Origin of the sequence: Kosakonia sp. AG348 (assembly GCF_003337365.1) — a bacterium.
In the GTDB taxonomy this organism is placed as follows: domain Bacteria; phylum Pseudomonadota; class Gammaproteobacteria; order Enterobacterales; family Enterobacteriaceae; genus Kosakonia.
The window spans coordinates 63,685-85,290 of sequence record NZ_QPJR01000012.1 but is presented as its reverse complement, the minus strand read 5'-3'; the positions used below and the strand labels follow the sequence as shown (position 1 = coordinate 85,290).

Here is a 21,606-nt window from a genome sequence, read left to right as displayed (position 1 = left end):
GGCTCCCCGATTTATGTGCTTACGCCAGCGCGTTTTTCCAGTCAGCAATCAGATCCTGTTCATCTTCGATGCCCACCGACAGGCGGATCAACTGCGGTGTGATGCCGTTTGCCAGGCGCTGTTCAAGCGGAATTGACGCGTGAGTCATGCTAAACGGCTGGCTGACCAGGCTCTCGACACCGCCGAGGCTTTCCGCCAGCGTAAACAGTTTTAGCTTATTGATAATCTCAGTCGCCCGCGCATCGTCGCCTTTGATGACCACCGAAATCATGCCGCCCGGCAGCGCCATCTGCCTGCGCGCCAGCTGATAATGCGGGTGCGATTCCAGCCACGGGAACCACACTTTCTCGACCTGCGGTTGCTGTTCCAGCCAGCGTGCGAGGGCCAGCGCGTTGCTGCTGTGGCGCTCCACGCGCAGGGAAAGTGTGCGAATGCCACGCAAGGTGAGGAAACTGCTGAACGGATCGAGCACCCCGCCGACGGCGTTTTGCAGATAACCGAGTTTTTCGGCCAGCGCCGGGTTATCACCGACCACAGCCAAACCAGCAACCACATCGGAGTGCCCGTTCAGGTATTTGGTGGCCGAATGCACCACAATATCAAACCCTAACTCCAGCGGGCGATGGATAACCGGCGATGCGAAGGTGTTATCCGCCACGCTGAGAATATTATGACGTTTGGCGATGGCGGCAATCGCCGCCAGATCCGCCAGCTTCAGTAACGGGTTGGTTGGCGTTTCCACCCAGATCATCCGTGTGTCGGGGCGAATGGCAGCTTCGAGGCCTGCGAGATCGTCCGGTTTTACCCAGCTCACCTGTAATCCGGCGCTGCGGCGACGCACATTTTCAATCAGGCGGTAGGTGCCGCCGTAAACGTCATCAATCGCCACCAGATGGCTGTCTTTATCCAGCAGTTCCAGCACCGTGGAGATGCTGGCGAGGCCCGAAGCAAACGCGTAACCGCGCGTGCCGCCTTCCAGTTCGGCAATCGCCGTTTCCAGCGCGTGGCGCGTCGGGTTGCCGCTGCGCGAATATTCGTAGCCGGTGTGTTGTCCCGGCGCAGGCTGTGCGAAGGTGGAGGTGGCGTAAATCGGCGGCATCACCGCGCCGTGTTGGTCGTTGAATGCGCCGCTGTGGACGCTCTGCGTTGCCAGTGTTTTCATTTTATTTCCCTTATTGTTCAAGACGGTTGCGCCAGGTGGTCAGCACATCGCTGCGGGTTATCAGGCCAACAAAGTGGCCGTTGTCGGCGATCACCGCTACCAGGCCGCGATCAAAAATGGCGTACAGCGCGCTTTCCGGCGCGTGTTTATCGAGGATTTCCACGTTGCGGGTCATCGCCGTTTTCACCGGCAACGCGAAACGCGCACTGTCGCCGCGCACGTGGCTTATCAGATCCCATTCGTCAACAATCCCCACCACCTGACCGTTTTCCAGCACCGGTAGTTGCGAAATATCGTACAGCCGCATGCGCGCCAGCACGGCGGCGAGGCTATCTTCTGGCGCGGCGGTGACGGTGGCCCCTTCGTCGTGGCGCAGGGCGATAAAATCCGTGAGGTCGCCGTTAGAAGGGCGCGTAAGCAACCCTTGCTGGCGCATCCAGTCGTCGTTGAACATTTTCGACAGATATTTGTTGCCGCTATCGCAGGCGAACGTCACCACGCGTTTCGGCGCGGTTTGCGCCTGGCAGTAACGCAGGGCAGCGCTGAGCAGCGTCCCGGTGGACGATCCCGCCAGGATGCCTTCCTGTTGCAGCAGTTCTCTGGCGGTGGCGAAGGCTTCGCGATCGGTAATACGAAAGGCTTTGCGCACACCGTCAATGTGTGCCAGCGGTGGAATAAAATCTTCGCCAATGCCTTCAACCAGCCAGGAACCTGGCGTGCTGTAACGACCATGTTCCACCTGATCGGCGAGGATCGAGCCGGCCGGATCGGCCAGCACAAATTCGGTGTGCGGCGAGTGTTTAGCAAACCAGGCTTGCAGTCCTCCAAGCGTGCCGCCGGAGCCCACGCCAACGACGATGGCATCGATTTTGCCGTCCAGTTGTTCAAAGAGTTCCGGCGCGGTTGTCGACGCGTGTGCCAGCGGGTTGGCGTCGTTATTGAACTGGTCGATGTAAAACGCGCCCGGCGTCTCTTGCGCCAGGCGGCGCGCGTAATCCTGATAGTAAGCCGGATGGCCTTTGTTCACGTCTGAGCGGGTGAGCACCACTTTCGCGCCCAGTGCGCGCAGGTGGAAAATCTTCTCGCGGCTCATTTTGTCCGGTACTACCAGCACCAGTGAATAACCCTTTTGCGCAGCGATCAGCGCCAGTCCCAGCCCGGTGTTACCGGCGGTGGCTTCAATAATCGTCCCGCCGGGTGCGAGCAAACCGAGGCGTTCGGCTTCGTTAATCATCGACAGCGCGACCCGGTCTTTAATCGAACCGCCAGGGTTCTGGTTTTCCAGCTTGAGAAATAATTCGCATGGCCCGCTCGCCAGTTTATGTAACTGCAACAGCGGTGTTTGACCGATCAATTCGGTTACAGAATGGAAGACTGACATTGTAGATTCACCCGTTAACATTCGTGATGAGCGGATGATAGGTCTGTCATTTTGCCTGTTTAAATAACCTTTATTCGGCGTTTAGAGCGATTGGAAATATAAACCGCTGTTTAGCCATCAGGACGTCGAGCCATACAGTCGTCCGGATGGATTGATTGCCAGAAAAGCAAGGTTTTGTGCTGATTTCAGGCACTTTTCCTCTTCTCTCCATCGCAGTTATGCAATTTCCGGCAATGCAATGCGAAATAAAGTCTTATCGTCAAAACCCCGGTTCCATCGCTGTTAGCGTGTTTAGTTATAAGTAATGTCTATTTGGTTATTTGAATTATAACTGCGGCTGATTATTATCTTCTGGACATCCATACTGCTAAACCGCCAAACGGAAACACCAACGAATGATCGTCCTCAGGAATATCTCCAAGATTTTCGACCAGGGAAAGGCATCGATTACCGCCGTCGACAGCGTCAATCTGACGGTTGAGCAGGGGCAGATTTACGGCATTATTGGCTACAGCGGCGCCGGGAAAAGTACGCTGATTCGCTTGCTGAACGGTCTGGAAAAACCCACCTCCGGCAGCGTTGTGATTAATGGTCAGGACATTGCCGCCGCGCGCGGGGAAACGTTGCGCCAGGCGCGGCTGAAGATCAGCATGGTCTTTCAGCACTTCAATTTATTGTGGTCGCGCACGGTGAGCGAAAACATAGCGTTTTCGATGCAAATTGCCGGTGCGCCAAAAGCGCAGATTAATGCCCGCGTGGCGGAACTGATTGAGCTGGTGGGGCTGAAAGGGCGCGAAAAGGCTTATCCGTCGCAGCTTAGCGGCGGGCAGAAACAGCGTGTTGGCATTGCCCGCGCGCTGGCGAATAACCCGGATGTGCTGCTGTGCGATGAAGCCACCTCGGCGCTGGATCCGCAAACCACCGATCAGATCCTCGATTTGCTGCTCGATATTAACCGCCGTTTCAAACTGACCATTGTGTTGATCACCCATGAAATGCATGTGGTGCGCAAGATTTGCGACCGCGTGGCGGTAATGGAGAACGGCAAAGTGGTGGAAGAGGGCGATGTGCTGAGCGTCTTTACCCATCCGCAGCAGCCGATCACCAAACAGTTTGTGCGCCAGGTGAGCCAGTATAAAGAAGAAGAGGCGTTCAACCCGGAGCTGAACAGCGATCTGGACGGTACGGTGATCAAGCTGACCTTTACCGGCCACAGCACACACCAGCCGATCGTCGGCGAACTGACGCTGCGCTATGGTCTGCCGTTTAACATTTTGCACGGCAAGATGTCGCAAACCGCGCACGGCGTATTTGGACAATTATGGGTGAACGTGAAGGCGACCCCGGAACAACTGAACAATATCCTTGCAGACCTGAGCAAGACGGATATTGAAAGCGAGGTCGTGACGCATGGCTGAATCCCTCTTTCCGCACCTGAAATGGGCGCAACTCTGGGCGGCGACGCAAGAGACACTGTATATGACAGCGCTGTCGGGCGCGGCGACTTTTGTACTGGGGATCGTGCTCGGTCTGGCGCTGTTTCTCACCGCGCGCGGCGGCCTGTTCCAGAATCGCACGTTGTACAGCGTGATTTCGATTGTGGTGAACGTCTTCCGTTCTATTCCGTTCATCATTTTGATTGTGCTGCTGATCCCGTTTACCAAAACCCTCGTTGGCACCATTCTTGGCGCGAACGCCGCGCTGCCTGCGCTAATCGTCGGTGCCGCGCCGTTTTATGCGCGCCTGGTCGAGATTGCGCTGCGCGAAGTGGATAAAGGGGTGATTGAGGCGACGCGTTCGATGGGCGCGCGGTTGAGCACACTGGTATTTCGGGTGTTACTGCCCGAGTCATCACCAGCGCTGGTGTCCGGGATTACCGTGACGCTGATTGCGCTGGTGAGCTACAGCGCCATGGCCGGAGTTATCGGCGCTGGCGGGTTGGGCAATCTTGCTTATCTGGAAGGATTCCAGCGGAACCATAACGACGTCACGCTGGTGGCGACGGTGACCATTCTTATCATCGTCTTCATCATCCAGTTCTGCGGCGACGTGATTACTTCTCTGTTAGATAAACGATAATTATTGGAAACCAACATCATGAAAAAAACACTGACACTGATTGCCGCAGCCACCCTCAGCGTGCTGAGCTTCTCCTCCTGGGCCGATACGCTGACCGTTGGCGCGTCAAACGTGCCGCACGCCGAAATCCTTGAGCAGGCAAAACCGATTCTGGCGAAGCAGGGAATTGATCTGGAAATTAAACCATTCCAGGACTACATCCTGCCGAACACGGCGCTGGCCAGCCGTGAACTGGATGCCAACTACTTCCAGCACATTCCGTACCTGAACAGCGTTATCAAAGATCACGCGGGCGACAAAACCTATGATTTCGTCAGCGCAGGCGCCATTCATATTGAGCCGATTGGTATTTACTCCAAAAAATACAAATCGCTGAAAGATCTGCCGCAGGGCGGCAAAATTATCATGCGTGATGCGGTGTCTGAAGAGGGGCGCATTCTCTCTATTTTCGAAAAAGAGGGTGTCATCAAGCTGAAACCGGGCATCGACAAAGTGACGGCGCGTATTGATGACATCGTTGATAACCCGAAAAAACTGCAGTTCCTGCCGAACGTCGAAGCAGCGCTACTGCCGCAGATGTACAACAATGATGAAGGCGATGCGGTGGTGATCAACGCCAACTATGCGATTGATGCCGGTCTGGATCCGGTTCACGATCCGATCGCGGTGGAAAGCGGTGAAAACAACCCGTATGCCAATATCATCACCGTACACCGTGGCGATGAGAAGAAAAAAGATATCGTGGCGCTGGTAAACGTGCTGCACTCCAAAGAAATTCAGGACTGGATCCGCACCAAATATAAAGGCGCGGTGATCCCGGTTAACAACTGATTTTCCCCTTCTGCGCGGCCTTGCTGGCCGCGCAACTTGCCGCTGCTTTCCCGCCTCTGACTTTCGCTGTGACTAATCTCACCAATTTTAAACAATTGAGTTAATACTTGTTAACAATGCACTACTATTGCCGGGTTGAACAACTGCGGGGGTAGAGATGAAAGATGTCGTGATAGTCGGCGCGGTTCGCACGCCTATCGGCTGTTTTCAGGGCGCTTTGTCACGCCTCTCTGCCGTTGAGTTGGGCAGCCAGGTGGTGCGCGCATTGATTGAGCGTAGCGGCGTGCAGCCACAAGATATCGACGAAGTGATTTTAGGCCAGGTGCTGACAGCAGGCGCCGGGCAAAACCCTGCGCGGCAGTCGGCGATCAAAGGCGGCCTGCCGAATACGGTTTCGGCAATCACCATTAATGACGTCTGCGGCTCCGGGCTGAAAGCCCTGCACCTGGCCTCTCAGGCGATCCAGTGCGGCGAAGCCGATGTGGTGATCGCCGGTGGGCAGGAGAATATGAGCCGTGCGCCGCATGTACTGACCGACAGCCGCACTGGCGCGCAGCTCGGCAACAGCCAGCTTATTGATAGCCTGGTGCATGACGGGTTGTGGGACGCCTTCAACGATTATCATATGGGCGTAACGGCGGAAAACCTGGCGCGTGAATATGGCATCAGCCGTGAACGCCAGGATGAATGGGCGTTAAGCTCGCAGCATAAAGCGCGTGTCGCTATCGATTCCGGGCGTTTTCGCGATGAAATTGTGCCGGTAAGTGCGTTGGATGCAGCAGGCCAGACGCAGGTTATCGAAACCGATGAACAACCGCGTACCGACCCCAGCGCGGAAGCGCTGGCGAAACTCGCCCCCGCTTTTGAACAAAGCGGCTCCGTCACCGCCGGTAACGCCTCGCCGATCAATGACGGTGCGGCGGCGGTGCTGGTAATGAGCGAAGCAAAAGCGCAGGAACTGAATTTACCGGTGCTGGCGCGCATCCGCGCGTTTGCCAGTGTCGGCGTCGACCCGGCGTTAATGGGCATTGCGCCGGTTTATGCCATGCGCCGCTGCCTTGAGCGCGCGGGCTGGCAGCTCGATGATGTCGATCTGATTGAAGCGAACGAAGCCTATGCGGCGCAGGCGCTGTCGGTCGGTAAAATCCTTGAATGGGATGAGAAGCGGGTGAATGTCAATGGCGGGGCGATAGCGCTGGGCCACCCGATTGGCGCTTCCGGCTGTCGTATTCTGGTTTCGCTGGTGCATGAAATGCAAAAACGGCAGGCCCGTAAAGGACTGGCAACCTTATGCATCGGCGGTGGCCAGGGCGTGGCGCTGGCAATCGAACGCGATTAATCTGACTTTAAGCTAAATAAAACCTTCCCGCTGGAAGGTTTTATTATTTTTGGCACCCATTACCTCTCGCGTTTCAATTTAATTAAAACTTCCACCTTTCCAACTAATAATTTTCCTGGCTTATTCAAAATCACTTCTTCAGCGCTGGTTATTAATATCGTACCCTGCGTGACCATTATGTCTGCAAGCGATAAGCGTGCTTATTATTAATGATTTTGTTTTGTAGGTATCTGTTTTATTTTATGTTTTTAATTTGTATTTGAATTTGTAAGTTAACAGTTAATAGAAAATCGGTGTGATCTTTATCATATTAATTCGCCGTTTTCGGGAAAATATATTGATATTCATCACGCCGTTATACATAGTTCCGTTCCATACAAATATTTACGATCGCGATCACTAAAATAAAGTTACCAAAAAAATAAAATGAAATTCCATAAAAATGGAACATAATTTTAATTATTGAGGTAATCTCATGTTTAAGAAAACTCTGGCTCTTGCTTCACTCCTTGGCGCTTCCTTTGCTTCACAAGCCGTCACCGTGGATTTACGTCATGAATACATCGACAGCGGTTCCAACGCCGATCGCGTAGCGGTTTCTCACCGTTTCGATAATGGCTTAGGTTTCGGTGTTGAAGCGAAATGGAAATCTGGCGGCGATGACGCCGACAAACCGTTAACGGAAATCGTGGGTAACGGCCACGAAGAGTCCATTAACTGGCGCTGGGCTGCGACGCAGAATTTTGCGTTAACACCGGGCTTTAATATCGAAAGTAAAGATACCAACTCCATCTATAAACCGTATCTTCATGTGCAATACAGCTTTGATAACGGCGTCTATATTGCCGGTCGTTATCGCTACGAATACACACGTAACCCGGATTCCAATACCGTTGATAACAAGGTCAACAAATTTGATACCTGGGTCGGCTGGGCGATGGGCGACTACCGTATTGAGCTGAACTATGTTTACGCGAAGAGCACCGAAGATGTTATTCGTGAAAACAACAAAACCTATTCCAACGAATATAACGCCAAGGTGGCGTACAAACTGGATAAAAACTGGTCCCCGTATGTGGAAGTGGGCAACGTGGGTGTGAAAAGCACCGACGAACGCCAGACCCGTTTCCGCCTCGGTGTAGCTTACTCTTTCTGATTGTCTGAACTACCTGTGTTACCCTCACAAAAACCCCGGAGCCATTGGCCGGGGTTTTTTATATTTATGCCCGCCATGCTCACCGCAATCACTTACTTCAGTTAGCTCCCGGAAACTCGCTGCGTTGCCGCCTTCCTGTGACTCAAATTATTCAGGGCAGACCTGAGCAAATGCAAAAAGCACTCTCCAAAAGTCCAAAGAAAGTAACGAACCTGTAGCGAAAAGTAAGGCAGCCAGCACACCAGTGGCTGAAAGTATGACGGGCAAGAACGGCACAAAAAAAGCCCCCCAGGAGGAGGGCAAGGCCAGTTACAGAAACACTAACTCAAAGTTTACGCTTGCAACATTACGCGTTGCTCAGGAAGTTTCGCGATATAAAGCGCCGGTTTACCGTCTTTATCGGAACTAAACAGAATCGCACTGTCGTCCGGTGTGAACGACGGATGCGGATGCGTTACCTGGCGGCTGTTGGCAACCGTTGCCCAGGAGGTATCGTGGCGCGCCATGCGGAAATAGGCTTTTTTCGCCACGTCGAAAACATACAAATACGGATCGTTATCAATGGTGTAACCGCTGGTATCTTTCACATCCACCGGCGTGCCGGAACCATCGCCGACCAGTAATGTGCCGTCGAAGTTGCTCATCAGATGTGAACACGCAGGCATCGGCATCACCGCGTCGTTCACGCCGGTATCCGGGTTGAAGCTGTAAATCATGCGCCCCTGTTTGCCTTTCAGGTAAGAGACATACACCAGCGCGGAACCGTTCGGCACCCAGAATTCGTGGGTACAGCTTTCGCCTTCGGCGTGATCTTTGACTTTGCGCACATGGCTGCCGTCTTCATTGACCAGCCACATCCGCGCATCCACCAGATCGTGCGGGCCTTCGTGGCAAAACGCCACGGTGTTGTCGTCGAATGGGCGATAGATCGGGTGCCCCAGCCAGTTTTTCTCTTCATGGATCACGCTGCTTTCGCCGCTTTGCAGATCCACGCGCAGCAGACGGCAGTGCGGGCCTTTATGAAAGAAATCATGGAACAATTTCCAGTCATTGAGCGGCGTCCAGTCGCTGGCGGCGATTTCAATCCCAACCAGTTTGCTGCAATCGCTGTTTGCCACCCAGGTGCCGTAGCCGACCCACTCATCCGGTACGCGATAAATTTCGCGCTCGGCGAGTGTCTGTAAATTCACTTCACGCAGCGTGCGATCGTTTTTCACATAATATAAGGCACTGTCATCCGGCGAGAGGAAACCGCCAAAGGTGTTATCGCCCGCGCCTTCCGTTAACTGCACGGCTTCGGCTTTCGCGATATCCAGCAGGTAATAATTCCAGTGGCCATCAAATTCACCGGCAAACAACAGGTGGCTGCCATCATTGAAAAAACACTTCTGATAGAAGTAGTTCCGGTGACAGGTCACTTCCGGTGGTGTTAAGCGGGTGACTTCCGCGCCGGTATCCGGATCGCGGCTGATTGCGTAATTGAGTTTTACCCGCATGCCTTTCGCCATATTTCACTCCTTTAGATGGTCCGGTGGGAAAGTTGCGCCCCAATGATGACCACAGATGATTACAAGTTTAAAAATAGAGTGTTAATTTATCAAAACAACGTTTCAATATGTGTGATTGCTGACGCACTTTATAAGAAAACAACGTCTGTGAGCCGGATGAATGCGAGGTGAAAAAGCGTTTGTGCTAGCGTGCTTTGATTTTACACACAAAAATTACTGATTAGCCGTCAAAACTCAAAGACGGTGTTAACTTATTGTTTGCTATGATTTATTTAAACTTACTCTCATAACCTAACCGGTAATGACGCACTGTCAACGCCAAACAATCGTGATCGGACTTACAGATTTAATAATAAGTCGCAGAAAAATTGAAACGTTGTTTTATTCAAGATTGAAAACATGTTTTAGCCGGGATAAGATGCGCCTAATGAAGAAACGGAACACTGTTTCTGCGTTTCGTTAAGTGACGTTTCGGTCAAAATTTACTTCGGAGGTTATTGTGGAAGTCAGACAAAGCATCCACAGTGCGCATGCGAAAACGCTGGATACCCAGGGCCTGCGCAATGAGTTTTTAGTCGAAAAAATATTCGCTGATGACGAATACACCATGGTTTACAGCCATATCGACCGCATTATTGTCGGCGGTATTAAACCGGTGAATAAAACCGTTTCTGTCGGTGGCGAAGTGGGTAAACAGCTTGGCGTGAGCTATTTCCTTGAGCGCCGCGAACTGGGCGTGATTAATATCGGCGGCCCGGGCACCATCACCGTTGATGGTCAGTGTTATGAAATTGGTCATCGCGATGCGTTATATGTCGGAAAAGGCGCCAGAGAGGTGGTTTTTGCCAGCATAGATAGCGCTAAACCGGCCAAGTTTTACTACAACTGCGCACCCGCACACACCACCTTCCCAACGAAAAAAGTGACGCCAGCCGATGTCGCACCAGTGACGCTTGGCGATCCGCTAACCAGTAACCGTCGCACCATCAACAAATATTTCGTGCCGGACGTGCTGGAAACCTGCCAGTTAAGCATGGGGCTGACCGAGCTTGCGCCGGGCAACCTGTGGAACACTATGCCGTGCCATACCCATGAGCGCCGCATGGAAGTGTACTTCTATTTCAATATGGAAGAAGACGCCTGCGTATTCCATATGATGGGGCAGCCGCAGGAAACGCGTCACATTGTGATGCATAACGAGCAGGCGGTCATTTCTCCCAGCTGGTCAATCCATTCAGGCGTTGGTACGCGTGCGTATACCTTCATCTGGGGGATGGTGGGTGAGAACCAGGTCTTTGATGACATGGATCACGTCGCTGTAAAAGATCTGCGCTAATAGCGGGCAGCATAAAACCATGCCTGTCCAACACAGGCGCTGATAGATTAAGGAATAAACATGATTCTGGATGCATTTTCTCTTCAAGGTAAGGTTGCGGTAGTCAGCGGTTGCGACACCGGTCTGGGCCAGGGTATGGCGCTGGGCCTGGCGGAAGCGGGCTGTGATATCGTCGGTATCAATATTGTTGAACCAACAGAAACCATCGAGCGCGTCACCGCGCTGGGCCGTCGTTTTCTTAGCCTGACTGCCGATCTGCGTCAGATCGATGGCATTCCGGCTCTGCTGGAGCGCGCGGTCGCTGAGTTCGGCAAAATCGACATTCTGGTAAACAACGCCGGTTTGATCCGCCGCGAAGACGCGATCAACTTCAGCGAGAAAGACTGGGACGACGTGATGAACCTGAACATCAAGAGCGTATTCTTTATGTCCCAGGCGGCGGCAAAACACTTCATCGCGCAGGGTAATGGCGGCAAGATCATCAACATCGCGTCGATGCTCTCTTTCCAGGGCGGCATCCGCGTACCGTCTTACACCGCGTCAAAAAGCGGCGTCATGGGCGTGACGCGTCTGCTGGCGAACGAGTGGGCGAAACACAACATCAACGTTAATGCTATCGCGCCGGGTTATATGGCGACCAACAACACTCAGCAACTGCGTGCCGACGAGCAGCGTAGCGCCGAGATCCTCGATCGCATTCCGGCGGGCCGCTGGGGGCTGCCGAGCGATCTGATGGGGCCGGTTGTGTTCCTGGCATCAAAAGCGTCTGACTACATCAACGGCTACACCATTGCGGTGGACGGTGGCTGGCTGGCGCGTTAATTCGCCTGGCATTAGCTGCATAAAAAACCTGCCTGCGGGCAGGTTTTTTTATCTCTGCGTATTAATTGTCCATATCTGATGAATAGAAAAATCCATATCCTTTTATCTTAATTCGCAGGCTATTGATTAAAAATCGTTAAAAATAAATAATTTAAAATTAGTTTAGTGCTTAAACTATATTTTCAAAATTGTAAACTCCATCACAAAACACCATGCCACAGCGCATTTATCCATATCTTCGCGTTTTCAGCACTGACGCTTTGACCCGTCGCTGACTTACTTTCATAGGACGTCTTATTCTGTGTAGGCAGGAAAAAATGACTTCTATCAGTAATGATTCCGTAGCTTTACCGCGCGCCCTGCGTGATACCCGGCGTATGAATCTGTTTGTCTCGGTGTCGGCAGCGGTTGCCGGGCTGTTGTTTGGTCTCGATATTGGGGTGATTTCCGGCGCGCTGCCGTTTATCACCGACCATTTCACCTTATCCAGCCGTTTGCAGGAGTGGGTGGTGAGCAGCATGATGCTGGGCGCGGCGCTGGGTGCGCTGTTTAACGGCTGGCTCTCTTTCCGCCTTGGGCGCAAATACAGTTTAATGGCGGGCGCGGTGTTGTTTGTCGCCGGCTCGCTCGGTTCCGCGTTTGCCGCCAGTGTGGAAGTGCTGCTGCTTTCCCGCGTGCTGCTCGGCATTGCGGTCGGCATTGCGTCTTACACCGCACCGCTGTATCTCTCTGAAATGGCCAGTGAAAACGTGCGTGGCAAGATGATAAGCATGTACCAGTTAATGGTCACGCTGGGCATTGTGCTGGCGTTCCTGTCGGATACCGCGTTTAGCTACAGCGGCAACTGGCGGGCAATGCTCGGCGTGCTGGCGCTGCCAGCGGTGTTGCTGATTATTCTGGTGGTGTTCCTGCCTAATAGCCCGCGCTGGCTGGCGCAAAAAGGGCGGCATATTGAAGCGGAAGAGGTGCTGCGTATGCTGCGCGATACCTCGGAAAAAGCGCGCGAAGAACTTAATGAAATCCGCGAAAGCCTGAAACTGAAACAGGGCGGTTTCCAGCTGTTTAAAGCTAACCGCAACGTGCGCCGCGCCGTTTTCCTCGGCATGTTATTGCAGGCGATGCAGCAGTTCACCGGCATGAATATCATCATGTATTACGCGCCGCGCATCTTCAAAATGGCCGGGTTTACCACTACGGAACAGCAGATGATCGCCACGCTGGTGGTGGGGCTGACCTTTATGTTTGCCACCTTTATCGCGGTGTTTACGGTAGATAAAGCCGGGCGCAAACCGGCGCTGAAAATTGGTTTCAGCGTGATGGCAATTGGCACCTTGATCCTGGGCTACTGCCTGATGCAGTTTGATAACGGCACTGCGTCGAGCGGGTTATCCTGGCTTTCCGTTGGTATGACGATGATCTGTATTGCCGGGTATGCAATGAGCGCCGCGCCGGTAGTATGGATCTTGTGTTCTGAGATCCAGCCGCTGAAATGCCGCGACTTCGGTATCACCTGCTCGACCACCACTAACTGGGTGTCGAACATGATTATCGGCGCGACTTTCCTGACCTTACTGGACGCGATTGGCGCGGCGGGTACCTTCTGGCTCTATACCGCGCTGAATCTGGCATTTGTCGGCGTCACTTTCTGGCTGATCCCGGAAACCAAAAACGTCACGCTGGAACATATCGAGCGCCGTCTGATGTCGGGTGAAAAACTGCGTAATATCGGCGTGTAACAACATCCCTCTCCCTGGCGGGAGAGGGCAAAATTACACCCGCGCCAGGTAGAGCGCGGGCATGCCTTCGGCATCGGAGGTGTAGAGTACCCACTGGTTATCTGGCGAAAAAGACGGGTGCGGGTGAGTGACCTGGCGGTCGCCATCCAGCACTTTCCAGCTACTGTTATGCTGGCAAATCGCTTTCTGTTCGCCGCTTTTGATATCAAATACCCAGATAAACGGATCGTTAAGGTGGATATCCCCGGTGTGATGCGGCGCGCCGTCGCCAACCACCAGGCTGCCGTCTTGATTACTCATCAGGTGCGAACAGGGCGGGATCGCCATTAACTGCTGGTTTTCCAGCGTGTTCGGATCCGCGCTGTAGAGATACCGGCGCGGATCGTTTTCCTGGTGCGCTACGTAATAGAGCGCGGAGCCGTCCGGCACCCAGAATTCATGGGTAAAACTTTCTCCTGGCTTGTGCTGGCGCACTTTGCGCACATTGCTGCCATCTTCGTTAATCAGCCACATACGTGCATCAATCACATCGCGCGGGCCTTCGTGGCAAAACGCCACGGTGTTATCGTCAAACGGGCGATAGATCGGGTGGCCAAGCCAGCGTTTTTCCTGCAACAGGGTCTCACGTTTACCGCTTTGCAGATCAATGCGGATCAAGCGGCACTCCGGATGAGTGAAGTAGAAATCGCGGAATTTCTGCCAGTCGGTAAGCGGCTGCCAGTCACTTTTCTTGATTTCGATACCAACCAGTTTTGTGCAACCGGAGTTGGCGACCCAGGTGCCGTAAGCCACCCATTCATCGTCGACTTCGTAGATGATATGCTCTTCGAGCGTCTGCAAATCCACGCGGCGCAATTCGCGGGTATTTTTCACATACCACAGCGCGCTGTCATCGGCGGATAAAAAGCCGCCGAAGGTATTATCGCCCGCGCCTTCGGTGAGTTGTGTCGCTTCGCGGTTAGCGAGATCCAGCAAGTAGTAATTCCAGTGGCCTTCAAACGCGCCGCCGAAAATCAGTTTCTCGCCGTCGCGGGTAAAGCATTTTTGATAGAAGTAGTTACGGTGACAAATAATATGCGGCGGCGTCAGCCGGATAACTTCATGCCCGGTTTTGTCGTCTTTCTGGCTGCGGAAGGTGAGAGAGACTATTTTCCCCTTTGCCATTACCTGCTCCTTAGATAAAAAAATACCCTGCCGCGAACGGGCAGGGTATGTCATTGCGGTAAAACCTTAGCGCATGGCGCGTTTCAGAATACGTTCAGCCTGACGCTGGAAGTCGGCTGCGGTTTCTTCAACGGATTTCTGGCCATAGTCGATGTACTGAATTGCGGTACCGAACTGGGCAACAATCTGCGGATCGTCAAAGTAAGGCGATACCGAGAGTTTGGTCGGCAGAGACTGTGCCAGACGCAGACCCGCAACCGCCGGATCGGCCTCTTTGATCGCGCCATTGGCGGTCAGCGTTTGCACCGCGGCTTTGCTCAGCGGCACACCGCGTTCCAGACCCAGCGTTTCCGCGCCTTCTTTGCTGTTCAGCAGGAAGTTAATCACCTGGGCCGCCTCTTTCGGATGCTTGGTGGATTTACCGATCGACAGCATTTGCGCCGGTTTGAAGAACAGGCCCGCGTCTTTCGCGCCCGGCAGCATCGGGTAGTCACCCAGCACCAGTTTGGCTGGCGGCTTCAGGTTGTCGGAGTATTTGGTGATGGTGGAGTTCCACATGTAAGTACCGGCCCATTCACCTTCGATCCACGGCTTCATTTCATACATGTTGCTCTTACCGAATGACGCGTAGTACTTAGCGTCCGGCATCACGTGGCTATCGACCAGTTTTTTATACATCTGGAAGAATTCGACCCACTGCTCGCTGGTGTAGCTGAATTTCTTCGCTTTTTCATCCACGGCAGGAATGTTGTATTTCTGCACCATGTAGGAGTTCAGCAGCGCCAGCGTATCCTGGTGCTCCAGCACTACCGGGTAGTACTGTTTGCCGAGCTTGCTTTCAAAGGTTTTGCCCGCGGCTAACAGCTCATCCCAGGTTTTCGGGAAGGCGACGCCCGCTTTTTTCCACTGCTCATCGTTGAAGTAGAACACGCGCGCGGTGACGGAGATTGGAATGCCGTTCAGCTTGCCGTCAACGGTGGTGGACTGCAGCTCTTTAGCGTCGAACTGGCTTAAATCAATAATGTCTTTCACCTGGTTCAGGTCGTAAAAACCGTCGCCATTTTTGGAGAAAATCGGCAGCCAGTTCCAGTTGGTCTGCATCACGTCCGGCTCGGTGCCGCCCGCGATTTGCGTGGTCAGACGGGAGAGGTGGCCGTCCCAACCGGTGTATTCAGATTTAACGGTAATGTCCGGATGCTGTTTATGAAACTCTTCCAGCGCTTTTAAGGTGACCTGATGACGACCGTTGCCCCCCCACCAGGACATACGCAGATCAACATTATCAGCGGCGGTTGCGGGTACAGCGCACATGCCCAGAGTTGCGGAGATGATGGCGCCGGTAAGCACTTTTTTCATTTTTATACTCCAACGTTTAGTTAAATTTCATTCTTCAGGCTGCCCCTTTGTGGCTGCGTTGATGTCTGCCGGCGACTTACTTGCGTAAGCGCCGGGAGACAACGACTTGCCGCGCCGGGGCATCGCGAATGATTTCGTCGTTATAAGGAAATGTTCTGTTCTGTTTTCGCGTCAAAAATATGACACTTATTCATATCAAACTTAAAGTACACCTTCCGGTGAAGCCCCTTTGCAATCATCGGCTTAGCTTCATCAGAAGGGATTCGGGCGGTCAGTTCGTAGTCGCCAACTTTCAGGTAAACAAAGAACTCGTGACCCATGTTTTCGACGCGCACCAGCTCACCGGAGCCGCAATCGTCGCTGTAAGGCTCATCTGAAACGGAGACAAACTCCGGGCGCACACCAAAGAACACCTCTTTGTCGGCGTAATCGGCGACTTTCTCCTGCTGATAAGCGTTCAGCGCCAGCGTTTCATGACCAACGGTGATGTGCAGTTGGTCGGCTTTTTTCACGATTTTCGCTGGTTTGATGTTCATCTCCGGCGCGCCGATAAAGCCCGCCACGAACATATTTTTCGGGAAGTGGTAGAGGTTATCCGGGGTATCCACCTGCATGATATGGCCGAGTTTCATCACACAGATACGGTCGCCCATGGTCATTGCTTCAGTCTGATCGTGCGTGACGTAAACGGTGGTCGCCGGTTTACCGGATTTCTTTAACTGCTTGTGCAGGTCGGAAATACGGATACGCATCGAGGCGCGCAGCTTGGCGTCCAGGTTCGACAGCGGTTCGTCAAACAGGAACACATCCGGCTTTTTCACAATCGCGCGGCCCACCGCCACGCGCTGCGCCTGACCACCGGAAAGCTGGCGCGGCAGGCGGTCCATCAGCTCTTCCAGTTCGAGGATCTTCGCCGCTTCATCAACCTGTTTGTTGATCTCCTCTTTCGGCATTTTGCTGAGCTTGAGGCCGAACGCGAGGTTTTCACGCACCGTCATGTGCGGGTAGAGCGCGTAGTTCTGGAACACCATCGCGATACCGCGTGATTTTGGCGCGAGGTTGTTGACGATCTTCTCGCCGATGCGCACTTCGCCGCCGCTGATGGTCTCCAGACCTGCCAGCATACGCAACGTGGTGGATTTGGCGCAGCCGCTTGGGCCGACAATCACCATAAATTCGCCATCGGCAATTTTCAGGTCGATACCATGTACCGCTTTGAAGCCGTTGGAGTAAACCTTTTCCAGTTTGTTGAAAATAACTTCAGCCATGATACTTCCCTCTTAACCTTTAATTCCGCTGCTGGTCACGCCCTGTACGAAGTAGCGCTGTGCCAGGAAGAAGACAATGATGGACGGCAGAATGGAGATACTCGCCATTGCCAGAATTTCGTTCCACGGCGCACCTTCGGTGACGTCGATGGACATTTTCAGCGCCAGTGCGATCGGGTATTTATCCACGCTGTAGACATAAATCAGCGGCCCGATGAAGTCGTTCATTGACCACATGAACTGGAACAGCGCCACGGAGATAATCGCCGGTTTCAGGATTGGCACTACCACATACCACAGCACCTGCCAGGAGTTACAGCCGTCGATTTGCGCCGCTTCTTCCATGTCGCGCGGTACGCCGCGTAAAAACTGAATCAACATAAAGACGAAGAAACCGTGTGTCGCAAACGCCGTTGGCAGATACAGCGGCATGTAGCTGTTGAGCATGCCCATTTCACGGAACATCAGGTATTGCGGGATCAGCAGCACGGTGCTTGGCAGCAGCATGGTGGCGATAAGCGTACCGAACCAGAAGTTCTTCCATGGGATCTCAAAGCGGGCAAAGCCGTAAGCCACAATGGTGGAAGAGATAATGGTCAGGATCACTTTCGGGATCACATACTTAAAGGTATTCAGCATGTAATGACCGAAGGTGTATTCGGTGCCGGTTTTCCAGCCGTTAATAAAACCGTCCCAGGTGGCGTGGGTGGGCCACAGTCCCAGCGTGGTGAAGATCTCGTGGTTCGGTTTGAACGACGCCGAGAACATCCACGCCAGCGGGTAGAGCATTAACAGGCCGACAAAAAGCAGGATCGTATAGCGGATCCATGCGCTGATTTTCTCGCGGCGCAGCGTGCGCGCCACTTCACGTTCGGCTTCTTTCATGCCCGGCGTGAGATGTTGGATATCAGCCATTTTTGCCTCCCTTATCGGCAGAGTAGAACACCCAGTATTTCGAAGACTTAAAGGCGATGGAGGCAAAGACTGCCACCACCAGGAACAGCACCCAGGCCAGCGCCGCGCCGTAGCCCATGTCGAAATACTTGAAGGCGGTGTCGTAGATGTAGAGCGAGAACAGATAGGTGTAATAGGTCGGGCCGCCGCCGGTAATGACATACGGGCCGGTAAATTCCTGAAACGCCTGGGTGGTCTGCATGATGAAGTTGAAGAAAATAACCGGCGTAATCAGCGGCACGGTAACTTTCATAAACATCTGCCATTTGCTGGCGCCATCGATCATCGCCGCTTCATACTGGGATTGCGGTACGTTCTGCAGCGCAGCAAGGAAGATGACCATCGCGGAGCCGAACTGCCAGACGCGCAGCAAGGTGACGGACATCAGCGCCAGCGACGGTTCGCCAAGCCAGTTAATCGGATCCAGACCAAACACGCCGATAAAGCTGTTCAGCAGGCCATCGATGGCGAACAGTGCGCGCCACAGTACGGCGATCGCCACAGAGCTACCGAGAATGGACGGAATGTAGTAAGCCGTGCGGAAAAAACCGATGCCGCGAAGTTTAAAGTTGAGCACAAAGGCAATCCCCAGCGCGAAGGCGAGCTTCAGCGGGATTGTCAAAAATACATACGCAAAGGTGACGCCCATTGATTTCCAGAAGAGCGTGTCTTCGGTAAACATGTAGCGATAATTCTCAATGCCGTTAAATACCGGCGGGCTCATCAGGTCATACTCAGTAAAACTGAGAAAGAACGATGAGATGAATGGGAAAGCCGTAAAGACTATCAACCCAATAACGTAGGGCGATATCCAGGCCAATCCCAGTAGTCTGTTTTCATTCATACATACCTACCTGGCGAACAATGTGTAATACGGATTCGGAGATTAACTTTTTTCCCCCGCCGCATGGGCGTCCGGGGATTAAAACAGGCTCTGCGCGTGCGCTTGATCACAATAATCAATTGAATCAATACGTTTTGAAACTTTAACCACCGGAAATTACTCACGATATTCCGGGTTTTAAAATCCTGCGAACTTGCGTTCTTGGTTTGTGAAACGTCGTTTTAAAATATTTTATTGCGTTTTGAATTGGCGTCATTCGATTAATTCGTGAAATGTGATCGAAGTCGAAACGATGTTTCAATAAAGTGAGGTGGGTGTCATTTTTGCCGAAAAACAGCGGGTTTAAAGCCAATAAGCGTAAAGATTTAAGTAACAGCCTAAGGTATTAAAAATTGCGAAATGAAATCATTGGAAATTAAAACGATTATCCGGCGAACTATTTTTATTGGCCGGGAAATAAAAACGCCCCCCTAATTATGGGAGGCGTTAACTATTTTAGGGCGCGATCAACGTTTTAAAAAATCTTCACGTACCGGTGTAAAGGTATCGAGCAGCGTTCCGGCTTTTAAACACACACATCCGTGCATAATGTGCGGTTCCTTATAAAGTGTATCGCCTGCGGTGACGATATGTCTCTCATCACCAATGGTAAATTCGAACTCGCCGGATAAAACGTACGTAAGTTGTTCATGAGGATGGTTGTGCATTGGGCCGATGGCGCCTTGTTCGAACATAACTTCGACCGCCATCATTTTGCCGTTATGGGCAAGAATACGGCGGCTGACGCCGTTGCCCAGGTCTTCAAGCTGAGTGTCTTTATGGAAGATAAACATCGGAGTGTCCTGTAGTAGGTATCGTTAGTGATTACGACAGAGTAAATGATGAAACGTTGTTTCAAAATAACTTATCTCAGCGTTCTATAAAAATAAACGCGAGGCCAGAGAAGTTGAAAGTCGATCACAACTTTGATTGACTGAGCGCTAAACCAGACGGAGACAAGCGATGAAAACGATAGGACTGTTGGGCGGTATGAGCTGGGAATCGACCATTCCTTATTACCGCCTGATTAATGAGGGCGTGAAAGCTCGTCTCGGCGGCTTGCACTCCGCCAGCTTGCTTCTGCACAGCCTGGATTTCCATGAAATTGAGACCTGCCAGGCGACAGCGCAGTGGCACAAAGCGGGTGAGATCTTGGCCCAGGCGGCGGCGGGTCTGGAGCAGGCGGGCGCGCAGGCGATTGTGCTGTGTACCAACACCATGCACAAAGTCGCCGGTCAAATTGAAGAGCGCTGCCATATTCCGTTCCTGCATATTGCCGACGCCACCGGACGGGCGATTCAAAACGCCGGCATGCGCAATGTCGCGCTGCTGGGTACGCGCTACACCATGGAGCAGGATTTTTACCGTGGCCGCCTGGAAAAACAGTTTGGCATCGAAACCTCTGTGCCGGGCCCGGAAGATCGCGAGCGCATCAACGACATCATCTTTAGTGAGCTCTGTCTGGGAACGTTCACCGATGAGTCTCGCTACTATTTTGTTAATTTAATCAAGAAATTGGCTGGCGAAGGCGCGGAAGGGGTGATTTTCGGTTGCACCGAGATCGGCCTGCTACTGCCGGAAACGCATTGCCCGATTAAGGTGTTTGATACGGCGGCGCTGCATGCCGCCGACGCGGTGGACTTTATGCTCTCTTAACGTTCGCCCAGCATGGCAGCCAGCGGCCCGCTAACCAGCGGCATGGCTGCCTGCAAATGGGCGGTAAACGCCTCGACTAGCGCGGAAGCGGGGCGGTGCAGTGGACGGATCAGGCTCACCGTAAACGGCACATCAATACTGAAACGACGCACGGCGACACCGCTGGCCGCGTAATCCAGTGCGGTCAGCGGGTTCACCACCGAAATGCCCACCCCGGCGCGTACCATCGCGCACACTGAGGCGGCGCTGTGCGTTTCCAGTACCATCCGCCGCTTCACCTGATGTTCATTAAACAGCGCGTCCAGCAACTGTCGGTAGCTGTCGGAGCGCGACAAACTGATGTAATTCTCGCCCTGAAAGTCTGCCGGTGTTAACACGGTTTTGCGCGCCAGCGGGTGATCCTGTGGCATGACGCAGACTTCATTACAGGTGAGCAGCGGCGTGCGCTCGGTGCCCGCCGGGGTGCTGAGCGTTTCGGTTAAGCCCAGATCGTGGCGCTGCGCCGACAGCCACTCCTCCAGCAATGGCGACTCCTGCGGCACGATATTCAGGCTGACATCCGGATAGCGCGCCAGAAACGGTTGCAGCAGCAGCGGTAAAAAAGACTGCGAAAATACCGGCAGGCAGGCGATAGAAAGCTCGCCCTGGCGGAACTCACGCAGGCTTTCGGCGGCGCTGACAATCCGGTCCAGCCCGTACCAGGAGCGCTGCACCTCTTCGAATAACCGCAAGCCTTGCACCGTGGGTTGTAAACGCCCGCGCGTGCGCTCGAACAGTTTCAGCCCCAGCACTTTTTCAAAGCGCGCCAGCTCGCGGCTTACCGTCGGTTGCGAGGTATGCAGCAGTGCGGCGGCCTCCGTCAGATTGCCGGTGGTCATTACGGCGTGAAAGATTTCGATATGGCGCAGATTGACAGCGGGCATCGGCAGATCCAGTTTCAGCAGGTTATCCATATCATTTTTGCATAGAGTCGCG

Annotated in this window: 19 protein-coding genes; 9 read left to right on the top strand and 10 right to left on the bottom strand. The window is 53.2% G+C overall.

Annotated elements, in window-relative coordinates; translation table 11 throughout:
- Window positions 1-19: 19 nt before the first annotated feature.
- Together DFO56_RS22280 and DFO56_RS22275 are read right to left on the bottom strand one after the other, a co-directional pair.
- On the bottom strand, window positions 20-1,162 hold the full coding sequence (locus DFO56_RS22280) for a PLP-dependent aspartate aminotransferase family protein (protein ID WP_045512523.1): 1,143 nt from the start codon (window positions 1,160-1,162) through the stop codon (window positions 20-22).
- Between the two features lie 10 nt (window positions 1,163-1,172).
- Window positions 1,173-2,543, bottom strand: coding sequence for a cystathionine beta-synthase (locus DFO56_RS22275; protein WP_045512521.1), 1,371 nt, complete (start codon window positions 2,541-2,543; stop codon window positions 1,173-1,175).
- 395 nt (window positions 2,544-2,938) lie between these two features.
- Here DFO56_RS22275 and DFO56_RS22270 point away from each other — a divergent pair, with 395 nt between their 5' ends.
- The 5 genes from DFO56_RS22270 to DFO56_RS22250 all read left to right on the top strand — a co-directional run bounded on the left by DFO56_RS22270 (window position 2,939) and on the right by DFO56_RS22250 (window position 7,948).
- Window positions 2,939-3,961, top strand: a complete 1,023-nt coding sequence (locus DFO56_RS22270) for a methionine ABC transporter ATP-binding protein (protein ID WP_045512519.1) — start codon at window positions 2,939-2,941, stop codon at window positions 3,959-3,961.
- Window positions 3,954-4,622: a methionine ABC transporter permease gene (locus tag DFO56_RS22265; RefSeq protein WP_020455079.1), complete on the top strand. Its 669-nt coding sequence runs from the start codon at window positions 3,954-3,956 to the stop codon at window positions 4,620-4,622. The genes DFO56_RS22270 and DFO56_RS22265 overlap by 8 nt, the downstream gene beginning before the upstream one ends.
- Window positions 4,623-4,640: 18 nt before the next feature.
- On the top strand, window positions 4,641-5,453 hold the full coding sequence (locus DFO56_RS22260; protein ID WP_025263848.1) for a MetQ/NlpA family ABC transporter substrate-binding protein: 813 nt from the start codon (window positions 4,641-4,643) through the stop codon (window positions 5,451-5,453).
- 157 nt (window positions 5,454-5,610) lie between these two features.
- A complete protein-coding gene (locus DFO56_RS22255) occupies window positions 5,611-6,792 on the top strand; it encodes an acetyl-CoA C-acetyltransferase (protein WP_045512514.1) in 1,182 nt (393 codons plus the stop codon).
- A gap of 475 nt (window positions 6,793-7,267) precedes the next feature.
- Window positions 7,268-7,948, top strand: a complete 681-nt coding sequence (locus DFO56_RS22250; protein WP_020455077.1) for an oligogalacturonate-specific porin KdgM family protein — start codon at window positions 7,268-7,270, stop codon at window positions 7,946-7,948.
- Between the two features lie 332 nt (window positions 7,949-8,280).
- On the opposite strand, the gene DFO56_RS22245 is transcribed toward DFO56_RS22250, so the two are convergent.
- The gene (locus DFO56_RS22245) at window positions 8,281-9,456 is read right to left on the bottom strand and encodes an oligogalacturonate lyase family protein (protein ID WP_045512512.1); all 1,176 of its coding nucleotides are present in this window, start codon (window positions 9,454-9,456) and stop codon (window positions 8,281-8,283) included.
- A gap of 499 nt (window positions 9,457-9,955) precedes the next feature.
- Between DFO56_RS22245 and kduI the strand changes: the two genes are divergently transcribed.
- From kduI to DFO56_RS22230, 3 genes are all read left to right on the top strand, one after another.
- Window positions 9,956-10,792 carry a 5-dehydro-4-deoxy-D-glucuronate isomerase gene (kduI, locus tag DFO56_RS22240; protein WP_045512591.1) on the top strand — a complete coding sequence of 279 codons (837 nt, stop codon included), beginning with the start codon at window positions 9,956-9,958 and terminating at the stop codon, window positions 10,790-10,792.
- Window positions 10,793-10,852: 60 nt separating this feature from the next.
- Window positions 10,853-11,614, top strand: coding sequence for a 2-dehydro-3-deoxy-D-gluconate 5-dehydrogenase KduD (kduD, locus tag DFO56_RS22235; RefSeq protein ID WP_017457661.1), 762 nt, complete (start codon window positions 10,853-10,855; stop codon window positions 11,612-11,614).
- Between the two features lie 317 nt (window positions 11,615-11,931).
- Window positions 11,932-13,350, top strand: coding sequence for a sugar porter family MFS transporter (locus DFO56_RS22230; RefSeq protein ID WP_017457662.1), 1,419 nt, complete (start codon window positions 11,932-11,934; stop codon window positions 13,348-13,350).
- A gap of 33 nt (window positions 13,351-13,383) precedes the next feature.
- Here the strand turns inward: DFO56_RS22230 and DFO56_RS22225 are convergent, their stop codons facing one another.
- The 6 genes from DFO56_RS22225 to DFO56_RS22200 all read right to left on the bottom strand — a co-directional run bounded on the left by DFO56_RS22225 (window position 13,384) and on the right by DFO56_RS22200 (window position 19,769).
- Window positions 13,384-14,514, bottom strand: coding sequence for an oligogalacturonate lyase family protein (locus DFO56_RS22225; RefSeq protein ID WP_045512509.1), 1,131 nt, complete (start codon window positions 14,512-14,514; stop codon window positions 13,384-13,386).
- 66 nt (window positions 14,515-14,580) lie between these two features.
- Entirely contained in the window at window positions 14,581-15,870 is a 1,290-nt protein-coding gene (locus DFO56_RS22220; protein WP_020455072.1) for an ABC transporter substrate-binding protein, read from the bottom strand.
- 140 nt (window positions 15,871-16,010) lie between these two features.
- A complete protein-coding gene (locus tag DFO56_RS22215) occupies window positions 16,011-17,138 on the bottom strand; it encodes an ABC transporter ATP-binding protein (protein ID WP_020455071.1) in 1,128 nt (375 codons plus the stop codon).
- Between the two features lie 12 nt (window positions 17,139-17,150).
- On the bottom strand, window positions 17,151-18,053 hold the full coding sequence (locus DFO56_RS22210) for a carbohydrate ABC transporter permease (RefSeq protein ID WP_017457666.1): 903 nt from the start codon (window positions 18,051-18,053) through the stop codon (window positions 17,151-17,153).
- Window positions 18,046-18,936 carry a carbohydrate ABC transporter permease gene (locus DFO56_RS22205; RefSeq protein WP_025263850.1) on the bottom strand — a complete coding sequence of 297 codons (891 nt, stop codon included), beginning with the start codon at window positions 18,934-18,936 and terminating at the stop codon, window positions 18,046-18,048. The genes DFO56_RS22210 and DFO56_RS22205 overlap by 8 nt, the downstream gene beginning before the upstream one ends.
- A gap of 506 nt (window positions 18,937-19,442) precedes the next feature.
- Complete coding sequence (locus tag DFO56_RS22200) at window positions 19,443-19,769, bottom strand: cupin domain-containing protein (RefSeq protein WP_045512504.1); 327 nt, start codon at window positions 19,767-19,769, stop codon at window positions 19,443-19,445.
- A 169-nt stretch (window positions 19,770-19,938) separates the two neighbouring features.
- Between DFO56_RS22200 and DFO56_RS22195 the strand changes: the two genes are divergently transcribed.
- Window positions 19,939-20,631: an aspartate/glutamate racemase gene (locus tag DFO56_RS22195; protein ID WP_020455069.1), complete on the top strand. Its 693-nt coding sequence runs from the start codon at window positions 19,939-19,941 to the stop codon at window positions 20,629-20,631.
- On the opposite strand, the gene DFO56_RS22190 is transcribed toward DFO56_RS22195, so the two are convergent.
- Complete coding sequence (locus DFO56_RS22190; RefSeq protein ID WP_045512588.1) at window positions 20,628-21,554, bottom strand: LysR family transcriptional regulator; 927 nt, start codon at window positions 21,552-21,554, stop codon at window positions 20,628-20,630. The genes DFO56_RS22195 and DFO56_RS22190 overlap by 4 nt on opposite strands.
- Window positions 21,555-21,606 lie beyond the last annotated feature (52 nt).

What these genes read in the sequence shown, in the direction of transcription:
- DFO56_RS22210 (WP_017457666.1), bottom strand. Translation starts at nt 18,053, where the DNA reads ATGGCTGATATCCAACATCTCACGCCGGGCATGAAAGAAGCCGAACGT.
- DFO56_RS22280 (WP_045512523.1), bottom strand. Translation starts at nt 1,162, where the DNA reads ATGAAAACACTGGCAACGCAGAGCGTCCACAGCGGCGCATTCAACGAC.
- DFO56_RS22265 (WP_020455079.1), top strand. Translation starts at nt 3,954, where the DNA reads ATGGCTGAATCCCTCTTTCCGCACCTGAAATGGGCGCAACTCTGGGCG.
- DFO56_RS22230 (WP_017457662.1), top strand. Translation starts at nt 11,932, where the DNA reads ATGACTTCTATCAGTAATGATTCCGTAGCTTTACCGCGCGCCCTGCGT.
- DFO56_RS22205 (WP_025263850.1), bottom strand. Translation starts at nt 18,936, where the DNA reads ATGAATGAAAACAGACTACTGGGATTGGCCTGGATATCGCCCTACGTT.
- DFO56_RS22275 (WP_045512521.1), bottom strand. Translation starts at nt 2,543, where the DNA reads ATGTCAGTCTTCCATTCTGTAACCGAATTGATCGGTCAAACACCGCTG.
- kduD (WP_017457661.1), top strand. Translation starts at nt 10,853, where the DNA reads ATGATTCTGGATGCATTTTCTCTTCAAGGTAAGGTTGCGGTAGTCAGC.
- DFO56_RS22195 (WP_020455069.1), top strand. Translation starts at nt 19,939, where the DNA reads ATGAAAACGATAGGACTGTTGGGCGGTATGAGCTGGGAATCGACCATT.
- DFO56_RS22190 (WP_045512588.1), bottom strand. Translation starts at nt 21,554, where the DNA reads ATGCCCGCTGTCAATCTGCGCCATATCGAAATCTTTCACGCCGTAATG.
- DFO56_RS22270 (WP_045512519.1), top strand. Translation starts at nt 2,939, where the DNA reads ATGATCGTCCTCAGGAATATCTCCAAGATTTTCGACCAGGGAAAGGCA.
- DFO56_RS22220 (WP_020455072.1), bottom strand. Translation starts at nt 15,870, where the DNA reads ATGAAAAAAGTGCTTACCGGCGCCATCATCTCCGCAACTCTGGGCATG.
- DFO56_RS22260 (WP_025263848.1), top strand. Translation starts at nt 4,641, where the DNA reads ATGAAAAAAACACTGACACTGATTGCCGCAGCCACCCTCAGCGTGCTG.
- DFO56_RS22215 (WP_020455071.1), bottom strand. Translation starts at nt 17,138, where the DNA reads ATGGCTGAAGTTATTTTCAACAAACTGGAAAAGGTTTACTCCAACGGC.
- DFO56_RS22245 (WP_045512512.1), bottom strand. Translation starts at nt 9,456, where the DNA reads ATGGCGAAAGGCATGCGGGTAAAACTCAATTACGCAATCAGCCGCGAT.
- DFO56_RS22250 (WP_020455077.1), top strand. Translation starts at nt 7,268, where the DNA reads ATGTTTAAGAAAACTCTGGCTCTTGCTTCACTCCTTGGCGCTTCCTTT.
- DFO56_RS22255 (WP_045512514.1), top strand. Translation starts at nt 5,611, where the DNA reads ATGAAAGATGTCGTGATAGTCGGCGCGGTTCGCACGCCTATCGGCTGT.
- DFO56_RS22200 (WP_045512504.1), bottom strand. Translation starts at nt 19,769, where the DNA reads ATGTTTATCTTCCATAAAGACACTCAGCTTGAAGACCTGGGCAACGGC.
- DFO56_RS22225 (WP_045512509.1), bottom strand. Translation starts at nt 14,514, where the DNA reads ATGGCAAAGGGGAAAATAGTCTCTCTCACCTTCCGCAGCCAGAAAGAC.